18 protein-coding genes are annotated in these 20153 nt (G+C 74.0%); 11 read left to right on the plus strand and 7 right to left on the minus strand.

The features are described from left to right. Nucleotides 1–87 precede the first annotated feature (87 nt). Complete coding sequence (locus ACIBHY_RS24865) at nt 88–1461, minus strand: MFS transporter (RefSeq protein ID WP_397307811.1); 1374 nt, start codon at nt 1459–1461, stop codon at nt 88–90. Between the two features lie 85 nt (nt 1462–1546). Between ACIBHY_RS24865 and ACIBHY_RS24870 the strand changes: the two genes are divergently transcribed. Continuing rightward, entirely contained in the window at nt 1547–2299 is a 753-nt protein-coding gene (locus ACIBHY_RS24870) for an AraC family transcriptional regulator (RefSeq protein ID WP_379640014.1), read from the plus strand. A gap of 4 nt (nt 2300–2303) precedes the next feature. Here ACIBHY_RS24870 and ACIBHY_RS24875 read toward each other — a convergent pair whose 3' ends face one another. Continuing rightward, nucleotides 2304–2633 carry a hypothetical protein gene (locus tag ACIBHY_RS24875; RefSeq protein ID WP_397258564.1) on the minus strand — a complete coding sequence of 110 codons (330 nt, stop codon included), beginning with the start codon at nt 2631–2633 and terminating at the stop codon, nt 2304–2306. A gap of 123 nt (nt 2634–2756) precedes the next feature. Here ACIBHY_RS24875 and ACIBHY_RS24880 point away from each other — a divergent pair, with 123 nt between their 5' ends. From ACIBHY_RS24880 to ACIBHY_RS24890, 3 genes are read left to right on the plus strand one after another with little or no spacing between them, the layout of a single operon-like run. Further along, entirely contained in the window at nt 2757–3530 is a 774-nt protein-coding gene (locus ACIBHY_RS24880; protein WP_397307812.1) for an SGNH/GDSL hydrolase family protein, read from the plus strand. A gap of 26 nt (nt 3531–3556) precedes the next feature. Continuing rightward, a complete protein-coding gene (locus ACIBHY_RS24885; protein WP_397307813.1) occupies nt 3557–4522 on the plus strand; it encodes a GNAT family N-acetyltransferase in 966 nt (321 codons plus the stop codon). A 7-nt stretch (nt 4523–4529) separates the two neighbouring features. Further along, nucleotides 4530–5783 carry an MFS transporter gene (locus ACIBHY_RS24890; protein ID WP_397307814.1) on the plus strand — a complete coding sequence of 418 codons (1254 nt, stop codon included), beginning with the start codon at nt 4530–4532 and terminating at the stop codon, nt 5781–5783. On the opposite strand, the gene uvrA is transcribed toward ACIBHY_RS24890, so the two are convergent. The 3 genes from uvrA to ACIBHY_RS24905 are packed head-to-tail and all read right to left on the minus strand — an operon-like array spanning nt 5719 to nt 12487. Further along, nucleotides 5719–8136, minus strand: coding sequence for an excinuclease ABC subunit UvrA (gene uvrA / locus ACIBHY_RS24895; protein WP_397307815.1), 2418 nt, complete (start codon nt 8134–8136; stop codon nt 5719–5721). The two genes, ACIBHY_RS24890 and uvrA, sit on opposite strands and share 65 nt — an antisense overlap. A gap of 10 nt (nt 8137–8146) precedes the next feature. After that, on the minus strand, nt 8147–9271 hold the full coding sequence (locus tag ACIBHY_RS24900; RefSeq protein ID WP_397258554.1) for a winged helix DNA-binding domain-containing protein: 1125 nt from the start codon (nt 9269–9271) through the stop codon (nt 8147–8149). 18 nt (nt 9272–9289) lie between these two features. Further along, on the minus strand, nt 9290–12487 hold the full coding sequence (locus ACIBHY_RS24905) for a BTAD domain-containing putative transcriptional regulator (RefSeq protein ID WP_397307816.1): 3198 nt from the start codon (nt 12485–12487) through the stop codon (nt 9290–9292). Nucleotides 12488–12546: 59 nt separating this feature from the next. On the opposite strand from ACIBHY_RS24905, the gene ACIBHY_RS24910 reads away from it, so the two are divergent. The 4 genes from ACIBHY_RS24910 to ACIBHY_RS24925 all read left to right on the plus strand — a co-directional run bounded on the left by ACIBHY_RS24910 (nt 12547) and on the right by ACIBHY_RS24925 (nt 15957). Then, the gene (locus tag ACIBHY_RS24910) at nt 12547–13752 is read left to right on the plus strand and encodes an FAD-binding oxidoreductase (protein ID WP_397307817.1); all 1206 of its coding nucleotides are present in this window, start codon (nt 12547–12549) and stop codon (nt 13750–13752) included. After that, a complete protein-coding gene (locus tag ACIBHY_RS24915; protein WP_397307818.1) occupies nt 13749–14318 on the plus strand; it encodes an NADPH-dependent FMN reductase in 570 nt (189 codons plus the stop codon). The genes ACIBHY_RS24910 and ACIBHY_RS24915 overlap by 4 nt, the downstream gene beginning before the upstream one ends. A 79-nt stretch (nt 14319–14397) precedes the next feature. Next, nucleotides 14398–14742, plus strand: coding sequence for a YciI family protein (locus ACIBHY_RS24920; protein WP_397258546.1), 345 nt, complete (start codon nt 14398–14400; stop codon nt 14740–14742). Next, nucleotides 14743–15957 (plus strand): RNA polymerase sigma factor, encoded by a 1215-nt coding sequence (locus ACIBHY_RS24925; protein WP_397307819.1) that lies wholly within the window; start codon nt 14743–14745, stop codon nt 15955–15957. On the opposite strand, the gene ACIBHY_RS24930 is transcribed toward ACIBHY_RS24925, so the two are convergent. Further along, entirely contained in the window at nt 15920–17440 is a 1521-nt protein-coding gene (locus ACIBHY_RS24930) for a 2-isopropylmalate synthase (RefSeq protein WP_397258614.1), read from the minus strand. The genes ACIBHY_RS24925 and ACIBHY_RS24930 overlap by 38 nt on opposite strands. 198 nt (nt 17441–17638) lie before the next feature. On the opposite strand from ACIBHY_RS24930, the gene ACIBHY_RS24935 reads away from it, so the two are divergent. Both ACIBHY_RS24935 and ACIBHY_RS24940 read left to right on the plus strand, forming a co-directional pair. Continuing rightward, complete coding sequence (locus ACIBHY_RS24935; RefSeq protein WP_397307820.1) at nt 17639–18334, plus strand: FadR/GntR family transcriptional regulator; 696 nt, start codon at nt 17639–17641, stop codon at nt 18332–18334. Next, nucleotides 18331–18969, plus strand: coding sequence for an alpha-ketoglutarate-dependent dioxygenase AlkB family protein (locus ACIBHY_RS24940; RefSeq protein WP_397258540.1), 639 nt, complete (start codon nt 18331–18333; stop codon nt 18967–18969). Before ACIBHY_RS24935 ends, ACIBHY_RS24940 begins: the two co-directional genes overlap by 4 nt. Here the strand turns inward: ACIBHY_RS24940 and ACIBHY_RS24945 are convergent. Next, complete coding sequence (locus ACIBHY_RS24945; protein ID WP_397258538.1) at nt 18956–19729, minus strand: TetR/AcrR family transcriptional regulator; 774 nt, start codon at nt 19727–19729, stop codon at nt 18956–18958. The genes ACIBHY_RS24940 and ACIBHY_RS24945 overlap by 14 nt on opposite strands. Before the next feature lie 193 nt (nt 19730–19922). Here ACIBHY_RS24945 and ACIBHY_RS24950 point away from each other — a divergent pair, with 193 nt between their 5' ends. Then, nucleotides 19923–20126, plus strand: a complete 204-nt coding sequence (locus tag ACIBHY_RS24950) for a prolyl oligopeptidase family serine peptidase (RefSeq protein WP_397307821.1) — start codon at nt 19923–19925, stop codon at nt 20124–20126. Nucleotides 20127–20153: the final 27 nt, after the last annotated feature.

Here is a 20153-nt window from a genome sequence, read left to right on the forward strand (position 1 = left end):
CCCGGCGGTCGAACTCCCGCGCCCGGCGGCCGCCACCCGCGCCGGACGGCACCACACCGGTCCCCAACGGCTTCGCCCCGGTGGCGGTCAGCGGAGGCCGGGGTGCCCGGGGGTTTTCGCGGGCCGGCCGTACCGGCTGGGGCGCAGGGCGGTGGCGACGAGGACGGCGGCGAGCACGACCAGGGCGGCACAGACGACCAGGGCGAACGCGTAGCCGTGCTGGGCGGCCAGCGTGACCAGCAGCGCCACGCCCACCGCCCCGCCGACCTGCTGCACCGAGGTGAGGACGGCCGAGCCGACCCCGGCGTCCTCCGAGGTGGTGCCCGTGACGGCGGCGGTGGTCAGCGCGGGCAGGCTCAGGCCGCAGCCGAGGCTGGTGACCAGCATCCCGGGCAGGACGCCGCTCACATAGGCGTCTCCGGGCGCCACCCCGGACAACAGCAGCAGCCCCGCCGCGCTGACCGTCAACGCGACCAGGAGCGCGGGCCGCGTCCCGAGCCGGGCCACCGCGCGGGACGACAGCCACATCCCGGCCAGGATCCCAGCCCCATAGGGCAGGTACGCCACGCCGGCCACCAGCGCGCTGTACCCGAGCCGCGTCTGCAGGTGGATCATCAGCAGGAAGGCCATCGCGTAGAAGGCGGCCGAGAACAGCAGGGTCGAGAGGTTGGCCACGGCCCGGATGCGGACCGCCAGGAACGCCAGTGGCACGAGTGGCTGTGCCGTACGGGACTCGACCGCCAGGAAGGCCGCCGCCAGCAACACGGCCAGCAGCAGCGGGAGCAGGACCGCCGCCGAGACCCAGCCCGCGTGCTCGGCCTGGAGCAACCCGTAGACCAGCGCGAGGACCGCCGCGGTGCCCAGCAGCGCGCCCGGGACGTCCAGCCGGGCCCCGCGCGCGGCCCGGCTCTCGCCGACCAGGCGGGGGACGAGCACCAGGGCCAGAGCCGCCACGGGCAGGTTGATCAGGAAGATCCAGCGCCACGACGTCAGATCGGTCAGCACGCCCGAGATCACCAGCCCCATCGTGCCGCCCAGGGCCGCGATGGCGCCCCAGACGCCGACCGCCCTGGCGCGTTCGCCCTCGCCGGGGAAGATCAACGTGATCAGCGACAGCGCGGCCGGGCTGGCCAGCGCGGAGCCCATGCCCTGCGCGAACCTGGCCGCCACCAGCTGCCACGGCTCCTGGGCGATGCCGCAGACCAGGCTGGCCACGCCGAACGCGGCCACTCCGATGAGGAACGCCCGCCGCCTGCCCAGCAGGTCGGCGGCCCGCCCCGACAGCAGCAGGAAGCCGCCGAAGGCGAGGAAGTAGGCGTTGACCACCCAGGACAACCCGGCGGCGGTGAAGCCGAGTTCGCCGCGGATGGCGGGCAGGGCGACGTTCACCACGGTGTCGTCGAGGACAAGCATGAACTGCACGGCGCACAGAACCGCCAGTGCGGGGGTTTTCTTCGTCACCCGACGACGCTAGGCGCGGGCCGCCGATGGCCGCAATCCGCGATGGGGCCAGGTGATATCGCGCTGAGGACATAGGCTGGTCCGCATGAAGACCGAGGTGCCGCCCGGCGTCGGCGCGATCGTGGTCGGGCACTTCCCGCTGTCGTCGGGGGAGTGGATCCCGCCGCACACCCACACGCACCACCAGATCGCGTGGACGCGGCGCGGGGTGGTCGGAGTGGCCGTGGGCGACTCCTACTGGGTGCTGCCGCCGACCGTCGCGCTGTGGATACCGGCCGGGGTGGAGCACCGCACCGGGGCGACCCGTGACGCGGTGTTGTGCGGCCTCTACCTGGCCCCGGAGCGCTGCGCGCTGGACTGGCCGGAGCCGACGCCGGTGGGGGTGGACGGGCTGCTGGCCCATCTGTTCACGTACCTGGGGCGCGACGACCTGGCCGACGGCCCCCGGCTGCGGGCCGAGGCGGTCGTGCTCGACCTGCTGCGGCCGCTGCCCGCCCTGCCCATCGACGTGCCGCGCCCGCGTGAGGAGCGGGTACGCGCCGTGGCCGACGCGCTGATCGCCGATCCGGCCGACGCGCGCGGCCTGGAGGCCCACGCGCGGGCCGCGGGGGTGAGCCGGCGCACGCTCACGCGGTTGTTCGTCCAGGACACCGGGATGAGCTTCGAGCGCTGGCGGACGCATCTGCGGTTGCGGGCCGCCCTCCCGCTGCTCGCGGAAGGGCGGCCCGTCTCCGCGGTGGCGCGGGCGGTGGGGTATGCGACGGCAAGCGCGTTCCTCGCCGCCTTCCGCCGCACCGTGGGGACCTCGCCGGGCCGCTACCTGAACGCGGAGTCGTGAGGCCCTAGACCGAGTACTTGCAGACCAGGGACTGGGCGCCGCCCTGGGCGTAGCCGAGGTAGGTGTAGGTGGGGTTGTAGTACTGACAGGCGGCCGAGGGGCTGCCGCTGCCGAGGTAGATCAGGTTGGAGGCGTACCGGTAGCAGCCGAGGCTGCCGTTGTAGAAGCCGACGATGGAGCTGGAGTTGACCTTGGCGGCGCAGTACTCGCCGAGGGAGAGCGGGCTCATGACGACGTCGATCGGGCCCGCGGCCTGTGCGGGGGCGGTGCTCACGGCGAGCGCGCCGAGACAGGCCAGCGCGGCCGTGGTGAGAGCGAGCGCGCGACGGGGCATACAAACCTCCAGGGGGCTCTGAGCTGCGTTGATCGCAGTATTAATTAGGAAACCTTCCTATGCAATGGGCTTTCTGCGTACCCTTCACGCTGTGCTGGCCGCGGTCAGGGATACGGTCGGGGGGTGAGCACGTACCAGCGCTATGTCGCGCTCGGCGACAGCATGACCGAAGGCGTCGGCGACGACGACGGCCTGGGCGGCCACCGCGGGGTCGCGGACCGCCTGGCCGAACACCTCGCCCGCCACAATCCCGGCCTGCTCTACGCCAACCTCGCCGTACGCGGCCGGCTGGCCGCCCAGGTCCGCGACGAGCAGGTGCCCGCGGCGCTGGAGCTGCGCCCCGACCTGGTCACCGTCGTCGCGGGCATGAACGACCTCATCCGGCCCGGCTTCAGCGCGGCCGCGACCGCCGCGGTGCTGGAGGACATGTTCGCCACCCTGACCGCCTCCGGCGCCCGCGTCGTCACCGTCACCTACCCCGACCTGGGCAAGCTCTCGCCGCTCGTCCGCCGGCTGGCCCCGCGCGTGCTCGACTTCAACGACCGGGTCCGCACGGCCGCCGCCCGCCACGGCGTCACCGTCCTCGACGCTCACGCGTTCGCGTTCGTCACCGACCGGCGGATGTGGAGTCACGACCGCATCCACGCCAGCCCCGAGGGCCACACCCGCTTCGCCGCCGGTTTCGCCCAGGTGCTGGAGCTGCCGGGCAGCGACGACACCTGGACGCACCCCCTGCCGCCGCTGCCCGCGCCCGCCGCGTGGCGGGTGGTCGCGGCGGAGGCGCGCTGGCTGGCCGGCTTCGTCGGGCCCTGGATCGGCCGCCGGCTGCGCGGCCGGTCCTCCGGCGACGGCCGCACCGCCAAACGCCCCGCTCTCGCCCCCGTGGCCACCACCTGACGGGGGCGCCGCCTAGGGTGGTCGGCATGCCGTACACGATCAAGGGAACACCGTCGGCGGAGGTGTCGGCGGAGCAGGCCGAGGCGTGGCACGGGGTGATGGCCGCGTCGCTGGGGCACGATCTTCCGGGTCGGCCGGTGCCCACCCGGGCCCAGCTGACCGTGCCGCCCTTACAGAGCCGCCGGTTGGTCTGGATGGCGGCCGAGCCCGGCGGGCCGGTGGCCGGGGTGGCGGCGCTGCGGTTGTTCGACGCGCCGGGCATGGACCATCTGAGCGAGCTCGACTTGCACGTGCGGCCCGAGCGGCGGCGCGGCGGCGCCGGGTCGCTGCTGCTGGCGGCGGCGGTGTCGGCCGCGCGGGCCGAGCGGCGGCGGGCGATGATCACGGCGGTGGCCGCGGACGGTCCCGGGGACGCCTTCTGCGCGGCCCGCGGCCTGCGGCGCGTGCTGACGCTCCGGCACCTGCTGCTCGACCTGGCCCAGGCCGACTGCCGGGAGGCCGACACCGCGCGGCCCGGCTACGACCTGGCGTTCTGGACCGGCACCGTCCCCGACGGCCTGGCCGGCGCCTTCGCCGAGGCCAGGAACGCCGTGAACGACATGCCCACCGGCGAGATGGGCCACGGCGTCCGGCGCTGGGACGCCGCCGCCGTCAGGGAGATGGCCAAGGTGATGGCCGATCGCGGCGACACCCTGCTGACCCTCGCCGCGCTGCACGGCGAGACGATGGCCGGATACACCGAGATCGTGATCAGCGCGGGGGAGCGCCGCCGGGCCGCGCAGTACGGCACCGCGGTGGTGCCCGTGCATCGCGGCCACGGCCTGGGGCTCTGGCTCAAGGCCACGATGGTACGCAGGTTACGCGCCGAGCATCCCGGCCTGACCGAGGTCGAGACCGATACCGCCGAGGACGACGTCCACATGCCGGCGGTCAACGAGCGCCTGGGCTACCGGGCCTACCGCAGCACGCACCAGTACCAGTTCGACCTGTAGGAGCCTCATGCACCAGGACACCCAGGCGGACCGGCGGCCCTTATGGCGTCAGCGCGACTTCACGGTCTTCTGGGGCGCCCAGACGCTGTCCGTCGCGGGAGACTCCTTCGCGATCATCGCCGTCCCGCTGCTCATCCTCAACGTCACCGGCTCCGTCGCCCAGATGGGCCTGCTGACCGGCGTCTCCGGCGCCGCCGGCGTCGTCGCCGGGATCTTCGCCGGTGTGGCCGTCGACCGCTTCGACCGCCGCAAGCTGCTCATCGGCTGCGACATCGTGCGGTGCGTCCTGTACGCCACCATCCCGCTGGCCTGGCTGAGCGGACCCAAGGTCTGGCTCCTGTACGCCGTCCTGCCGCTGGCCGCCGCGGTAGGCATGGTCTTCCAGGTGGCGTACGTCTCCTCCGTGCCCACCCTGGTCGGTGAGGACCGGGTCACCGAGGCCAACGGCAAGCTGTACGCCACGGCCGCCGCCGCCAGCGTGCTCGGCCCGATGCTGGCCGGCGTCGTGGCCGGCTGGCTCGGGCCCACGGCCGCGATCGGCATCAACGCCGTCGGCTTCGCCCTGTCCGCGGTCGGCGTCTACATGGTCAGGCTCGCCCGGCACGAAAGGCCCGCCGTCCACGGCGCGCCCTGGCGGGAACTGGTGGCAGGGGCGGTGTTCCTGTGGCGGCAGCCGGTGCTGCGGGCGCTGACGGTGCTGCTGTCGTTCTTCATCTTCCTGACGCTCGGGCTCACCGACATCGTGATCTTCCGGTTGAAGCACGACCTGGGCCAGCCGGACGCCGTCATCGGCGTCGTCCTCGGCATCGGGGCGGTCGGGACGATGATCGGGGCGACACTGGTGACCCGGCTGCGCGGGCGGCTCGGGTTCGGGCCCACGTGGGTCAGCGCGCTGGCCGCCGCCGGGCTGGCGATCGGCGCCATCGGGTTCATCGGCACCGTATGGGGGATCGGCACCGCCATGGGGCTCTACCTGGCCTGCGTGAGCGTGGCCGGGATCTGCAGCCTGTCGCTGCGCCAGCAGGTCACGCCCAGCCATCTGCTCGGCAGGGTCACCTCGGCGTTCTGGACCATCCACTACTCGCTGGGGCCGCTGGGCGCGGCGGCGCTGACCTGGGGCGCGGGCCGGTTCGGTTCGACGCCGGTGTTCGTCTTCGCCGGGGTCAGCTGCCTGGCGATCGCCGCCGCGGCGTTGCTCACCCCTGCCCGGCAGCGGCATCCGGAGCGGGCCGCAGCCGCGCCGCCAGGAACGGGGCCGTGACGGAGGCCTCGGAGCCGGCGACCGAGCGCGGCGGACCCGCGGCCACCACCCGCCCGCCCGCCGCGCCTCCGCCGGGGCCGAGGTCGACGACCCAGTCGGCGCGGGCGACCACGTCCATGTCGTGCTCTACCAGCACCACCGTGTTGCCCGCCGACACCAGCCCGTCGAGCTGGGCCATCAGCCGGTCCACGTCGGCCGGATGCAGGCCGGAGGTCGGCTCGTCCAGCACGTACAGGGTGTGGTCGCGGCGTACGCGCTGCAGTTCGCCCGCCAGCTTCACCCGCTGCGCCTCGCCGCCGGACAGTGTGGTGGCCGGCTGCCCGAGCCTCAGGTAGCCGAGGCCCACCTCGGCCAGCGTGTCCAGGCTGCGGGCGGCGGCGGGCAGACCGGACAGCGCCTCGCGGGCCGCGTCCACGGTGAGATCGAGCACGTCGGCGATGGACCGGCCGTCGACGCGCACCTCCAGCGTCTCGGCGTTGTAGCGGCGGCCGTGGCAGACCGGGCACGGCGCGACGGCCCCCGGCAGGAACAGCATCTCGATGGAGATCTCGCCCTCGCCCTGGCAGTTCTCGCAGCGCCCGCCCTGCACGTTGAAGGAGAAGCGGCCGGCGTCGTAGCCGCGCTCGCGCGCCGCCGGAGCCGCGGCGAACATCTTGCGCACCGCGTCGAACAGGCCCGTGTACGTCGCCAGGTTCGAACGCGGCGTGCGGCCGATCGGCTTCTGGTCCACGCGTACCAGGCGGGCCACCTGCTCCAGGCCGCTCGCCTTCACCGCCGGCACCTCGCCGGCCAGGTAGGTCTCCACCGCGTCGGTCAGCACGTGCGTCACCAGGGTCGTCTTGCCGGAACCCGACACGCCGGTCACCGCGGTGAACGTGCCGAGCGGGAAGCTCGCGTCCACCTCGCGCAGGTTGTGCAGGGTGACGCCGCGCAGCTCCAGCCAGCCCGACGGCACACGCGGCGTCCTGGAGGCCGGGGGACGGCCGAACAGGTAGCGGCGGGTGACCGACTCCTCGACGCCGGCCAGGCCCGGCACGTCGCCCGAGTACAGCACCCGGCCGCCGTGCTCACCGGGGCCGGGGCCGACGTCGACGATCCAGCCGGCCTGCCGTACCACCTCGAGGTCGTGTTCCACCACGAACAGCGAGTTGCCCGCCGCGCGCAGCCGGTGCAGGGCCGCGACCAGCGCGCGGGTGTCGGCCGGGTGCAGGCCGGCGGAGGGTTCGTCGAGCACGTACAGCACGCCGAACAGGCCGGAGCGCAGTTGCGTCGCCAGCCGCAGCCGCTGCAGCTCGCCCGCCGACAGCGTGGTGGTCGTGCGGTCGGCGCTGAGGTAGCCGAGGCCCAGCTCGGCCATGGTCTCGACGCGGCCGCGCAGGTTCTCGGCCAGGGCGTGCGCGGCCTGCGCCCGCGCGCCGTCCAGGCCGGGGTCGGCGGCGAGGGCCTCGGCGAGGTCGGTGAGCGGCAGCGCGGCCAGCTGCGTGATGTCCTTTCCGCCGAACCGTACGGCCAGCGCCTCCGGCCGCAGGCGCCGCCCCGCGCAGACCGGGCACGGTGAGGACACCAGGTGCCGCTCGGCCCTGGCCCGCAGCGCGGCGCTCTTCGTCGTGGCGTAGGTGTGCAGCACGTAGCGCTTGGCGCTGGCGAAGGTTCCCTGGTAGGGGCGGGTGATCCGGGAGGCGTCGCGGACCGGGTGGATGGTGACGACGGGCTGCTCGTCGGTCATGAGGATCCACTCGCGCTGCTCGGCCGGCAGCTCCCGCCACGGGCGGTCCACGTCGAAGCCCAGCTCGGCGAGGATGTCGCGGTAGTTCTTGCCCTGCCAGGCGCCCGGCCAGGCGGCGATCGCGCCCTCGCGCACGCTCAGAGACGGGTCGGGGACCAGGCTCTCCTCCGTGACCTCCTGCACGGTGCCGAGCCCGTGGCAGTGGGGGCAGGCGCCGGCCGGGGTGTTGGGGGAGAAGGCGTCGGAGTCGAGCGGCGCGGCTCCCGGCGGATACTCGCCCGCGCGGGAGAACAGCATGCGCAGCACGTTCGACAGGTGGGTGACGGTGCCGACCGATGAGCGGGTGCTGCCGCCGCCGCGCGCCTGCTGGAGCGCGACCGCGGGCGGCAGGCCGGTGATGTCGCCCACCTGCGGCGCGCCGGCCTGCTCGATGAGGCGGCGCGCGTAGGGGGCGACGGACTCCAGGTAGCGGCGCTGGGCCTCGGCGTAGACGGTGCCGAACGCCAGCGACGACTTGCCCGAGCCGGACACGCCGGTGAACACCACGATCTCGTCGCGAGGGGCGTCGAGGTCGACGTGGCGCAGGTTGTGCTCGCGGGCGTCCCTGACCCGGATCATGGAGTCCATGGCGTCCAGGTTATGCGTGCGGGCCCACGCTGACCTGGCCGAGCGTCAGCGCGGGCGTGCCCTCCATGATCTCGCCGAGCCGGGCGACCTGCTCGTCGAGCTCGTCGCGGTGGGCGGGGGAGAGGGGTTCGAGCGTCTCCACGGTGACCGCGATCCTCCTGCCCGAGCGCTTCTGGTGCCACACCCCGCCGACGACCCCGTCGAGCAGGACCAGCGGGTAGTTGCCCGCCTGCCCCCTGGCCAGCGCCCGCTCGAACGCCCGGCCGGGAAAGAGCAGCTCACGCGGCTGCCCGGCGATCGTGTACGCGTCGAAGTACGGCAGCAGCCGCACCCCCTGCGCCGGAGCGGCAGGGGCCGAGGTGTCACCGGCCAGTACCCACGCCCTGCCTCCTTCGTAGGCCACCTCCTCCAGCTCCAGCTCGCCGAACGCCTGGCTCGCCCAGCCGACCGGCGTGCCCAGCCAGCGGGCGAACTGCTGCGGCGTGGCCGGGCCGTACGCGTGCAGGTACGCCGCGGCCAGCGCTCCGCCGCCGGGGGCGGGCTCGAAGGCGGGCGGGGCGGTGAAGGTGACCTTCCTGCCCCGGTTCGGGCCGAAACACAACGCGCCGCGGTGGGCGGCGTGGGCCACCGCCTGCCGCCAGCGCGGCCACATGTCCTGGAAGGCGGGCATGACCTTGTCACCGGCCCACGGGCCCGTCTCCGCCACGACCGCCTCGCTGAGCTCGTCCATCGTCAGCACGGCACCGGTCAGCACCCGGCGCAGCGCCTCGACGACCTCCTCGGTCTGGCCGGGCGTCAGCCGTATCCCGTCGGGGAAGGTGTTGTGCACGGCCGGGATCGTGGACATCGCGCCCACCCACATGGGCAGGTCGCGGGTGGCCAGCAGGTGCACGGTGCCGCGCGGCCCGTAGGTCTTGACCAGGCCGCCGTCCTGCCACAGGGCCTTCTGCACGTCGGTCCTGGTCGCCCCGTCCAGGCGCAGGGCCAGCGAGTGCTCGCCCGCCGACAGCACCTGGGCGTGGACGCCGGCCATCGCCGAGGCGAGGTCGGCCGGGGAGGCGTCCTTGACCGGGTCGGCCAGTCCCTGACGCAACAGCCGCCGCGCACTGACCTCAGGCCACGAAAGTTCCTTCATGAAACCCCACGTTAGAGCTTATTGCGGCATGGTTCGTGCCGCATTGATCAGATCTTCTCTCGTCTGGTCCGCGGCCCGCGCCGCCTTGTAGCGCTCCTCGCCCAGCTCGGCCAGCAGCCGCTCGGCGAGGCGGTCGTGGTCCCGCTGCTCGGCCGCGCTCACCGGGGTGCCCTCGCGCAGCTCGTCGTGGATCGCCACCAGACCCGCCGCCTGCTCGGGGCGCCCGCAGGCGGCCAGCGCGGTGGCCAGGGCCAGCTGCCCGAGGGGGAAGCCGAGCTCGTCGCGCAGGGCCTCGGAGGCGTCGAGCGCGGCCAGGCTCAGCCGCAGCGCCCGCCGGGCCTCGCCGAGGCCCTCGGCCACGAACGCCTGCTCGGCCAGCACGAGCGGCAGGTACGGCGGCGGCTCGGCGACCTCGTCCTCGGGAGAGGCCAGCGCCCGGATCTCACGCAGCAGCGCGTCGGCCCGCTCCAGCTCGCCGCGCCGGCGGGCGGCGAAGGCCAGCGACATGGCGGCCAGCACCTGCGAGGGGTGGTGGCCCTGCAGCTTGGCCAGCTCCAAACCCCGCTCGCACATCGCGACGGCCTCGTCGTAGTCGCCGCGCTGGTGGGCCAGCCAGCCGACCCAGCCCATCCGCCCGGCGACCTCGACCCACAGCTCCAGTTCCTCGGCCATGCGCAGTCCCTCGCGCTGCAGCCGTTCCGCCTCGCGCGCCTCGCCGCGGAACTCGGCCGCGCCGCCGAGCCAGCCGTTGGCCTCCATCAGCCCCCAGCGGTCGCCCAGCCGGGTGAAGGCCGCCCGGCTGATCTCGGCGTCGCGTTCGATCCCGGCGACGTCGCCGCGCACGTGCGCGAGCTTGGCCCGCAAGGCGCGCACGGCCGCCGTGCCCCACGCGTCGCCGTGGGCCTCGAAGACCGGCAGCGCCGCCGCGGCCAGTTCCTCCGCCGCGGCCATGTCGCCCAGGTCTACCGAGGTGTAGGCCAGAAACCACTGAGCCCGCGCCTTCTCCGGCCCGTCCGCGCCGAAGGCGTCGAGCGCCGCCGCCCGCAGCGCCGCGCGCCCGGCCGCCGCCTCGCCCGAGGCCTCCGGCCGGTGCAAGAACTCCAGGCCCGTCTTCCAGGCCAGCGCGACGGCCCGCTGCCGGGGCTCGCCGCCGGGCAGGGCCAGGGCCGCCGTCAGCGAGCGCACGCCCTCCGACAGCCGGCCCCGCAGGAACCAGTACCAGCCGAGCGCCCCGGCCAGCGCGAGCGCGTCGCCGGCCGCGCCGTTCCTGACCGCGTGGCCGAGCGCCGCGCGCAGGTTGGCGGCGTCGGCGTCCAGCCGCCGCAGCCACCGCCGCTGCTCGCCCCCGCGCAGGTACGGCTCCGCCCGCACCGCCAGCCCGGTGTAGTAGCGGTGATGCCGGGCCTGCATCTCCTCCAGCTCGCCCGCCTCCCGCAGCCGCTCCACGCAGTAGGCGGCCACCGACTCCAGCAGCCGGTAGCGTCCCTCGTGCGCGCTCACCAGCGACCGGTCGATCAGCCGGGCGAGCAGGTCGAGCACGTCGAGCCCGCCCGAGCCGCCCACCTCCTCGGCCGCCTCCATCGAACAGCCGTCCGCGTGCACGGCCAGCCGCCGCAGCACCGCCCGCTCCTCCTCGCCGAGCAGCTCCCAGCTCCAGTCGATCATCGCCATGAGCGTCTGCTGCCGCGGCGGCGCGCCCCGGTGCCCGGTGGCCAGCAGCCGGAACCGGTCGTCCAGACGCTCCACGACCCCGCTCACCCCGAGGGCCCGCACCCGGGTGGCGGCCAGCTCCAGGGCCAGCGGGATCCCGTCGAGCCGCCGGCACAGCACCGCGGCCGCCGCGGCGTCCTCGTCGTCGAGGGTGAAGCGCCGGTCGGCGGCGGCGGCCCGCTCCACGAACAGGCGGACCGCGGCGGCCTGCCGTACGCGTCCGGCAGCCTCGCCGGGGCCGGGCACGCGCAGCGGCGGCACGCTCCACACCAGCTCACCGGCGAGGCCGAGCGGCTCCTGGCTGGTGGCGAGCAGCCGCAGGCCGGGTGAGCGGGACAGCAGCCGCCCGGCCAGCTCGGCGATCGGATCGATCACGTGCTCGCAGTTGTCCAGCACCAGGACGGCCTGGCGCGAGCGCAGCGTCTCGGCCAGGCGTTCCACCGGGTCACCGGCTCCCTGCAGGCTCAGCACGACGCCGATCGCCTCGGCCAGCCTGGCGACCGCGTCGGCGTCGCCCGGACGGTCCACGGCGGCCAGCTCCACCAGCCAGACCCCGTCGGGCGCCGACATCCGGCCCGCCACCTCGACGGCCAGCCGCGTCTTGCCGACGCCGCCGGGGCCGGTGAGCGTGACAAGACGTTCCTCGCCGGCCCTGGCCAGGATCTCCGCGACGGCCTCCTCGCGGCCGATGAGCGCGCCCAGCGGGGCCGGGACGTTGCCCTTCGGCCGGGCGGGGCCCGCCGTCGCACTCGCCGCCGGGGCGGCCAGCGCAGGATCCTGCACCAGTACGGACCGCTGCAGCGCGGCCAGGTCCGGGCCCGGATCCAGGCCCAGTTCCTCGGCCAGCACCTCGCGGTGCGTCTCGTAGCTGGCCAGCGCCTCGCTCTGGCGGCCGGAGCGGTACAGGGCGCGCATGTGGGCCGCGCGCAGCCGTTCGCGCAGCGGGTGCTCGGTCAGCAGGTCGCCCAGTTCGGCGGCGAGCGCCGCGTGCTCGCCGAGCGCGAGCCGTACCTCCGCCTGGTCCTCGCGGGCGGTCAGCCGCAGTTCGTGCAGGCGCGCGGCGGCGGCGCGGGTGAAGTCGTGGTCGGCGAAGTCGGCGAAGGCCGGGCCCCGCCACAACGCCAGCGCCTCGGCCAGGTGCTTGGCGCGGGCCCTGGGCTCCTCGGCGGCCGCCGCCTCGGCCAGCAGCGACTCGAAGGACGCCGCGTCGCACTCGCCCCTGAGCACGTAGCCCGCGGGGGTGTTCGCGATGAGGTCGCGCCCGCCGGGCTCGGCGTCCTCCAGGATCCTCCGCAGCTGCGACACCTTCACGGACAGCGCGGCCGGCGGGTTGCCGGGCAGTTCGTCGTCGCTCCACAGGTCGTCCACGAGCCGGTCGGCGGGGACCGGCCGCCCCGCGTGCACGAGAAGGTCGCTGAGCAGGCCTCTCACCTTGAGTCCCGGCACGCTGACGGGCCGGCCGCCGGAGGTCCAAACGGTCAGGGGTCCCAGAATGCCGAAACGCATAAGGGCCACCGTAAGTGGATGAGAAAGATTCCGTAAACGCCGGGGCGCACAGTAAGGCCATGACGCAGCAGACGTTCACCACCGACCTCGGTTTCACCGCCTACCTGCCCGGCCAGAGCGGCTACGACGAGCAGCGCAGCCAGCCGTTCAGGCCGGACATGGACGCCCGTCCCGCCCTCGTGGCCCGTGCCTTCACCGCGCACGACGTCCGCATGGCGGTGCTGGCGGCCGGCGAGCGCGGGCTCCCGCTGGCGGTCCAGGCGACCGGCCACGGCACCCACGTCGCCTCCGACGGCGGACTGCTGCTGAAGACCACCGACATGAACACCGTCACGGTCGACCCGCACCGCCGCACCGCCACCGTCGGGCCCGGCGCCGTCTGGGCCGACGTGCTCGCCGCCGCCTCGCCGTACGGGCTGGCGCCGCTGTCCGGCTCCTCCCCGACGGTCGGCGTCACCGGCTACACCCTGGGCGGCGGCCTCGGCTGGCTGGCCCGCAGGTACGGCTTCGCCGCCGACAGCGTGCTGAGCGCCCAGGTCGTCACCGCCGACGGCCGGATCGTCACCGCCGACACCGAGCACAACCCCGAGCTGTTGTGGGCCCTGCGCGGCGGCGGCGGCAACTTCGGCGTGGTGACCTCGCTGGAGTTCCGGCTGTACCCGGTCGCCGAGGTCTGCGCCGGCGCCGTCACCTTCGCCGTCACCGACGCCGCCGCCCAGCTGGCCGCCTACCGCGACTGGGCCGCCGCCGCGCCGCAGGAGCTGAGCACCGCGGCCGTCCTGACCAGGGAGCGCACCCTCGTGATCAAGGCCATGGGCCCGGACCGGGCGGCGGTCGAGCCGCTGCTGCGCCGCATGGGCACGGTCGTCCAGGACGACCTGCGGGTCATCCCCTTCGCCTCGGCGGCCATGGGCGGCAACCCCGCGGTCACGCTGGAGCTGTACAAGAGCCTGCCGGACGAGGTCCTGGAGACCGCCGCGGACGTGGACGGCGCCGCCGTGGAGGTGCGCCACTGGGGCGGGGCGATCGCCACCCCGGGGCCCGGCGCCGGGCCGGCCGGCCACCGCGACACCGAGTTCTCCGTGATCGTCACCAAGCCCGTGGCGCTGCCGTACGCCGTCGGAAGGTCCTTCCTCAACTTCGCGAACGACCCGGCGCGCACCGCGAACGCCTACACCGCGGCGAACCTGGGCCGGCTGCGCGAGGTCAAGCGCGCCTGGGACCCGGGCAACATGTTCCGCCTCAACCTCAACATCCAGCCGTGATCCGGCTCGCCGTCATCGTCGCCAGCACCCGGCACGGCCGCTTCGGCCCGACCGTCGCCGCCTGGCTGACCGCCAAGGCCAGGCGCCGCGCCGACCTGGTGATCGACCTCGTCGACCTGGCCGAGACCCGCCTGCCGCAGGACCTCACCGACCCCGACGAGCCCCTGCCGCCGCGGGTCGCCGCCCTGGCCCCGCGCCTGGCCGCCGCCGACGCCTTCGCCGTCGTCACCCCCGAGTACAACCGGAGCTTCCCCGCGCCGCTGAAGACCGCGATCGACTGGTACTACGAGGAGTGGCGCGCCAAGCCCGTCGCCTTCGTCGGCTACGGCCGAGAGTCCGGCGGGCACCACGCGATCAGCCAGCTGCGCCAGGTCTTCACCGAACTCGACGCGGTGGGCATCCGCGAGGCGGTCACCCTGCCCTGCTACTGGGAGCTCTTCGCCGCCGACGGCACCTGGCCCAAGGCCACCGCGACCTGCAACGCCGAGCTGAACCACATGCTGGAGCGGCTCAGCTGGTGGGCGCACACCCTGCGCGAGGCGCGTCTCGTCAAAGCCCAGCCATGATCTTTGAGTATTCTCCCTGGTGGATGTAGAGACCCGCGGCTTCGCTCCGACTCAGGGGTGACACGAGAGGAGCACGTGCATGAAATACATGCTGCTGATCTACAACAACGCCGAGTCGCGCAAGGCCATCGACGCGGACATGGACACCGTCATGGCCAAGGTCGACGAGATCATGAGCGAGCTGCAGGAGTCCGGCGAGTTCGTCGGCGGCATGGCGCTGTCCGAGGGCTCGCGCACGGTCAAGGTGAGGGACGGCGTGCCGGTCGTCACCGACGGGCCGTTCCTGGAGGCCAAGGAGCTCATGGCCGGGTACATCACCGTCGACGTCGACAGCATGGAGCGCGCGACCGAGATCGCCGCCCGCTGGCCGGACGCCGCGCTGTGCGCCATGGAGATCCGCCCGGTCATCGGCGAGGTCGAGTAGGTGAGGCCCGTCGAGGACCTGCTGCGCGAGCTCGCGCCTCAGGTCCTCGGCGTCCTCGTACGCCGCCACGAGCAGTTCGACGCGTGCGAGGACGCCGTCCAGGAGGCGCTGCTGGACGCCGCGGTCCAGTGGCCCGAGCGCGGCCTGCCCGACAACCCGCGCGCCTGGCTCGTCACGGTCGCCTCGCGCCGCCTCATCGACCAGGTACGCAGCGACGCGTCCCGGCGCCGCAGGGAGGAGACGGTCTCCGCCTGGGCCGGCCCAGAGCCGGACGAACCGATCCCCGACCGGGACGACACGCTCACGCTGCTGTTCCTGTGCTGCCACCCGGCGCTGTCGGCCCCCTCGCAGCTCGCGCTCACGCTGCGCGCCGTCGGCGGCCTCACCACCGCCGAGATCGCCCGCGCCTTCCTGGTGCCCGAGGCCACGATGGCCCAGCGCATCAGCCGCGCCAAGCAGAGCATCAGGACGGCCGGCGCGCAGTTCACGCTGCCGCCGGAAGGCGAGCGGGCCGAACGGCTCCGCGTCGTCCTGCACGTGCTCTACCTGATCTTCAACGAGGGCTACACCGCCAGCTCCGGCCCCGACCTGCACCGCACCGACCTGACCGCCGAGGCCGTCCGGCTGACCCGCGCGGTGCGCCGCCTGCTGCCCGCCGACGGGGAGGTCGCCGGGCTGCTGGCCCTCATGCTGCTCACCGACGCCAGGCGGCCGGCCCGCGCCGACGCCGGCGGCCGCCTGATCCCGCTGGCCGAGCAGGACCGCTCGCTGTGGGACCGGGCGATGATCGCCGAAGGCGTCGACCTGGTCAGCACCGCCCTGGCCGGGACCGCTCTCGGGCCCTACCAGCTGCAGGCCGCGATCGCCGCCGTCCACGACGAGGTGCCCAAGGCCGAGGACACCGACTGGCCGCAGATCCTCGCCCTGTACGAACTGCTCGCCGGGGTGTCGGACAACCCCGTCGTGCGGCTCAACCACGCGGTCGCGGTCGCCATGGTCCGCGGGCCTCGGGCCGGCCTGGAGCTCGTGGACGCGCTGGCCGCGCCGCTGGCCGCCAACCACCGGCTGTACGCGGTGCGGGCGCACCTGCTGGAGCTGGCGGGGGAGGTGGCGGCGGCCCACGACGCCTATCGCGAGGCGGCCCGCCGTACCACCAGCCTGCCCGAGCAGCGCTATCTCACGGAGCGGGCCGAACGGACGCGAGGGCCCGGTTGACCGCGGACAGCACGGCCCGCACGGGGGTGTCCCGGCTCGCCCCCCACCAGGTGGCGCCGTTCACCCGGCACTCGGCGTAGGCGGCTTCGTCCTGGGTGGTGAGTTCCAGGATCTCGGCCTTGATCCCGGCTGCTGCCAGCTCGCGGAGGAGGCCGTCCACGCTGTCGCCGGGCGAGCCGGTGCGGCCCGGCGTGAGGTAGGTGGCGGCGAACAGCTCCCACAGGTCCTCCGGCGTGGCCTCGCGCCCGCTGGCGTCGGTGGCGCGCTGCACCACCTGTGAGAAGTCGGCGCGCAGCCGGGCGGGCAGGTCCAGGCCGTAGCCGGTCCTGAGCAGATGGGCGACGCCGCCCTTGCCGGACTGGCTGTTGACCCGGATCACCGCCTCGTACGTGCGGCCGACGTCGGCCGGGTCGATCGGCAGGTAGGGCACCTCCCAGTGCCCGCCCGCGTGGCGGGCCAGGCCCTTGCTGATGGCGTCCTGGTGGGTGCCGGAGAAGGCGGTGTAGACGAGCTCGCCGCCGTAGGGGTGGCGGGGGTGGACCGGGATGCGGTTGCAGTGCTCCACGACCTCGCGGATCCGGTCGATGTCGGAAAAGTCGATCATCGGGTCCACGCCCTGGGCGTACAGGTTGAGCGCGAGCGTGACCAGGTCCACGTTCCCGGTACGCTCGCCGTTGCCGAACAGGCACCCCTCCACCCGCTGGGCCCCGGCCAGCACCGCCAGCTCCGCGCAGGCCACGCCGGTGCCGCGGTCGTTGTGCGGATGCACCGACAGGATCACCGAGTCGCGCCTGGACAGGTTGCGGTGCATGTACTCGATCTGGTCGGCGTACACGTTCGGGGTGGCCGCCTCGACCGTCGCCGGCAGGTTGTGGATCACCGGCCGGTCGGGCGAGGCGTCCCACAGCCCGGTCAGCCCGTCGCAGATCTCCAGCACGAAGTCGGGCTCGGTCAGGTTGAACACCTCGGGCGAGAACTGGAACCGGGTCGTGTCGCCCGCCAGCCGCGCCATCAGCGTCGCCGCCCGCCGGATCATCGCGTGCACCTCCTCGCGCCCGCGCCCGAGCACCACGTCCCGCCAGACCGGCGCGGTGGCGGTGTACAGGTGCACGACCGTGCGCGGCAGCCCCTCGATCGAGGCGAACGTCCGCTCGATCAGGTCCTGCCTGGCCGGGGTGAAGACCACGACCGTCACGTCGCCGGGAACGTTCCCTTCCTCGGCCAGATGCCGCACGAAGTCGAAGTCCGTCTGGCTGGCCGAGGGGTAGCCGACCTCGATCTCCTTGTAGCCCATGCCGGTCAGCAGGTCGAACATGCGGCGTTTGCGCGGGGTGTCCATGGGCTCGGCCAGCGCCTGGTTGCCGTCGCGCAGGTCCACGGGGACCCACAGCGGCGCGGTCTCGATCCGGTTCGCGGGCCAGCGGCGCTCGGTCAGCGGCACCTCGACCCGCTCCTGAACAGGCCGGTATTTCCGGTACGGCATGCCGCTCGGGCGTTGCGGATTCACAGGGTTTCGTCCTCTGTCGTCGTTCTGCCAGGGAGAGACCGGCAGCACGGCACCCCGCGGCGGGGTGCCGGTCCGGATCAAGCCCCGCCGCGGCAGCCGAGAAGAAGCCCGGTGTGCGACATGCCGGGTATAGTGGCACATAACCAACTCCTCAGACAACCTGAGAGGTGAACGATGCCGCTCGGCGCCCTCCGCCCGAGCCCCCTCGTGGAGCAGGCCGCCCAGGCGCTGCGCGAGGAGATCGCCGCCGGCCGCTGGCCCGTGGGCACCAGGCTCCCGGGCGAGACCACGCTCGCCGCCCAGCTCGGCGTGGGCCGCTCGACCGTGCGCGAAGCCCTCCGCGCGCTGGCCGGAGCCGGGCTGGTGCAACCCCGGCAGGGGTCGGGGGTGTTCGTCCTGGCGACAGAGGCACAGGAGGACTGGCCGGCCCGGCTGCGGCGGGCGGCCATCGGAGACATCTACGAGGTGCGCATGCTCGTCGAAGTACAGGCGGCACGGCTCGCGGCCGCCCGCCGCACCGACGCCGACATCACCGCTCTGAGAGCGGCCTTGACCAGCCGCCGGGAGGTGGTCGCCGCGGCCGGGGCGGAGCTGGACGCCCGGTTCATCGACGCCGACATCGCCCTGCACGCGGCCGTGGTCGCCGCCGCGCACAATCCGGTGCTCACCGACCTGTTCGCCGAGTTCGTCCCCGCGCTGCGCGAGGGCCTGATCGACCTGCTCGGCCTGCTGGACGTCCACGCCCACGAGCACGGCCACGGCGACGAGGCCCACGCCGCCCTGGTCGAGGCCGTCGCGGGCGGGGACGCCGGCGCCGCCGGCGCCATCCTGGAGCGGGAACTCCGCGAGACCCTGGCGCACCTGCGATGATGCCGCTCCCGCCGCGCGAGGTGGCCCCCGGCGCCGTGCACGTGCCCGGCTGGCTGGCGCTGGAGGAGCAGCGCGCGCTGGTGCGCGCCTGCCGCGAGTGGGCCAGGGGCCCGGTCCCCCTCCGGCACACGGTGCTGCCCAGAGGCGGCGTCATGTCGGTGCGCACGGTGTGCGTGGGCTGGCACTGGCAGCCGTACCGGTACACGCGCACCGCCGACGACGTGAACGGCCGCCGGGTGGCCGAATTCCCCGCCTGGATGGTGGAACTGGGCCGCCGCGCCCTCACCGGCGCCGGCCTGCCGGAGCTCGCCGCCGGTTACACGCCTGACACCGCGCTGATCAACTTCTACGACGACCAGGCCAGGATGGGCATGCACCAGGACAAGGACGAACGCTCCGACGCCCCCGTGGTCTCGCTGAGCATCGGCGACGCATGCCTGTTCCGGTTCGGGAACACCGAGACGCGCGGCCGGCCGTACACGGACGTCAGGCTGGAGTCGGGCGACCTGTTCGTCTTCGGCGGGCCCTCGCGCTTCGCCTACCACGGCGTGCCCAAGGTCTACCCGGGCACCGCCGATCCCGCCGTCGGCCTGCGCGGACGGCTCAACATCACCATGCGCGTCACCGGGCTGTGACGCCGTCAAGCAGCGTGCCGAGGCTGGTGGCGAACGTCCGCCGCGCCACCTGCTCCAGATAGGGCACATCCCCCTCCTCGGCGGGTACGGCGTCGCCCCGCTCCAGCCACGACACCGACGGGAAGCGGCCGGCGAAGTCGGGCGCGACCTCCAGCAGCAGCGCGGAGCGCGCCCGCCACCACTCCTCGTCGGACACCCCCGTGGCCGAAGGCGCCTGCCGGGTCTCGGCGACGGTCCTGGCCGCCCCGCGCACCACGTCCATGAGCGCGGCCACCACCCCCCGCAGCCGCTCCGGCGGCAGCCCGGTCCCGCGCAGGATCCCGGTCACGGTGTCGATCATCGCGAACTCGTTCGGCCCCAGCACCGGCCGCGCCTGCGACACCTGCAGCACCCAGGGATGCCGGACGAAGAACTCCCGCAGGTCATGCGCCCAGGCGACGGCGGCGCTCCGCCACCCCTCGTCCGCCGGATAGGAGGTGGGCAACTCGCCCAGCGCCCGGTCGTACATGAGGTCGACCAATTCGGTCTTGCTCGGCACATAGGTGTAGAGCGCCATCGCGGTCCGCCCCAGCCGCTCGCCGACCGCCCGCATCGACAGCGCCGCCATGCCGTCGGCGTCCGCGACCTCGATCCCGGCCGCGACGATCACCCCGACGCTCAGCCCCGGCTTGGGGCCCGGCCGCGCCTCCTTACGCTCCTCGGTGCCCCACAACAACGCCATGGTACGGCGGGCATCGCCCTGACCTGCGTAAACGGTCATCCGGACTCCCTCACCCAAGATCTCTTTACACCCTAAGGATAACGGCCGCCGGGCGGACACGCCTCGTTCATGATCAGAATGAAGCCATGACGAGTGACACGGGGACGATGGAGCTCGGGCCGCCGGTGACCTTCGGCAGGCCGGCCAGGCAGGGGGAGAAGGGCGGCGACGAGCCGGTGGCTGGTCGAGCGTCATGGGCGGCGCAGGGAGGATCCGGTACGGCTCGCCTGGCCGGCCGATTCGCGCCGCCTGCTACCTCGCCGCGTCGATGACACGGCGAGGCGTCGACGCGCGATTTCTGATCTATCCCGACGAGGGCCATGGCTTGGAGGATCCGCACAACCAGCGTGACCTCATCGATCGGGCGGCCGCCTGGATCGACGCCCGCTGCGCGTGAGAGTGCGGAAACCCGTCCGGCTCTGCT

This window comes from Nonomuraea sp. NPDC050547 (assembly GCF_044457345.1).
In the GTDB taxonomy this organism is placed as follows: domain Bacteria; phylum Actinomycetota; class Actinomycetes; order Streptosporangiales; family Streptosporangiaceae; genus Nonomuraea.

Bases quoted from the DNA above. Each gene is read 5' to 3' on its own strand.
- ACIBHY_RS24930 (WP_397258614.1), bottom strand. From the start codon at position 17,440: ATGCCGTACCGGAAATACCGGCCTGTTCAGGAGCGGGTCGAGGTGCCG.
- ACIBHY_RS24890 (WP_397307814.1), top strand. From the start codon at position 4,530: ATGCACCAGGACACCCAGGCGGACCGGCGGCCCTTATGGCGTCAGCGC.
- ACIBHY_RS24910 (WP_397307817.1), top strand. From the start codon at position 12,547: ATGACGCAGCAGACGTTCACCACCGACCTCGGTTTCACCGCCTACCTG.
- ACIBHY_RS24870 (WP_379640014.1), top strand. From the start codon at position 1,547: ATGAAGACCGAGGTGCCGCCCGGCGTCGGCGCGATCGTGGTCGGGCAC.
- ACIBHY_RS24875 (WP_397258564.1), bottom strand. From the start codon at position 2,633: ATGCCCCGTCGCGCGCTCGCTCTCACCACGGCCGCGCTGGCCTGTCTC.
- ACIBHY_RS24905 (WP_397307816.1), bottom strand. From the start codon at position 12,487: ATGCGTTTCGGCATTCTGGGACCCCTGACCGTTTGGACCTCCGGCGGC.
- ACIBHY_RS24945 (WP_397258538.1), bottom strand. From the start codon at position 19,729: ATGACCGTTTACGCAGGTCAGGGCGATGCCCGCCGTACCATGGCGTTG.
- ACIBHY_RS24950 (WP_397307821.1), top strand. From the start codon at position 19,923: ATGGGCGGCGCAGGGAGGATCCGGTACGGCTCGCCTGGCCGGCCGATT.
- ACIBHY_RS24935 (WP_397307820.1), top strand. From the start codon at position 17,639: ATGCCGCTCGGCGCCCTCCGCCCGAGCCCCCTCGTGGAGCAGGCCGCC.
- ACIBHY_RS24900 (WP_397258554.1), bottom strand. From the start codon at position 9,271: ATGAAGGAACTTTCGTGGCCTGAGGTCAGTGCGCGGCGGCTGTTGCGT.
- ACIBHY_RS24940 (WP_397258540.1), top strand. From the start codon at position 18,331: ATGATGCCGCTCCCGCCGCGCGAGGTGGCCCCCGGCGCCGTGCACGTG.
- ACIBHY_RS24885 (WP_397307813.1), top strand. From the start codon at position 3,557: ATGCCGTACACGATCAAGGGAACACCGTCGGCGGAGGTGTCGGCGGAG.
- ACIBHY_RS24920 (WP_397258546.1), top strand. From the start codon at position 14,398: ATGAAATACATGCTGCTGATCTACAACAACGCCGAGTCGCGCAAGGCC.
- uvrA (WP_397307815.1), bottom strand. From the start codon at position 8,136: ATGGACTCCATGATCCGGGTCAGGGACGCCCGCGAGCACAACCTGCGC.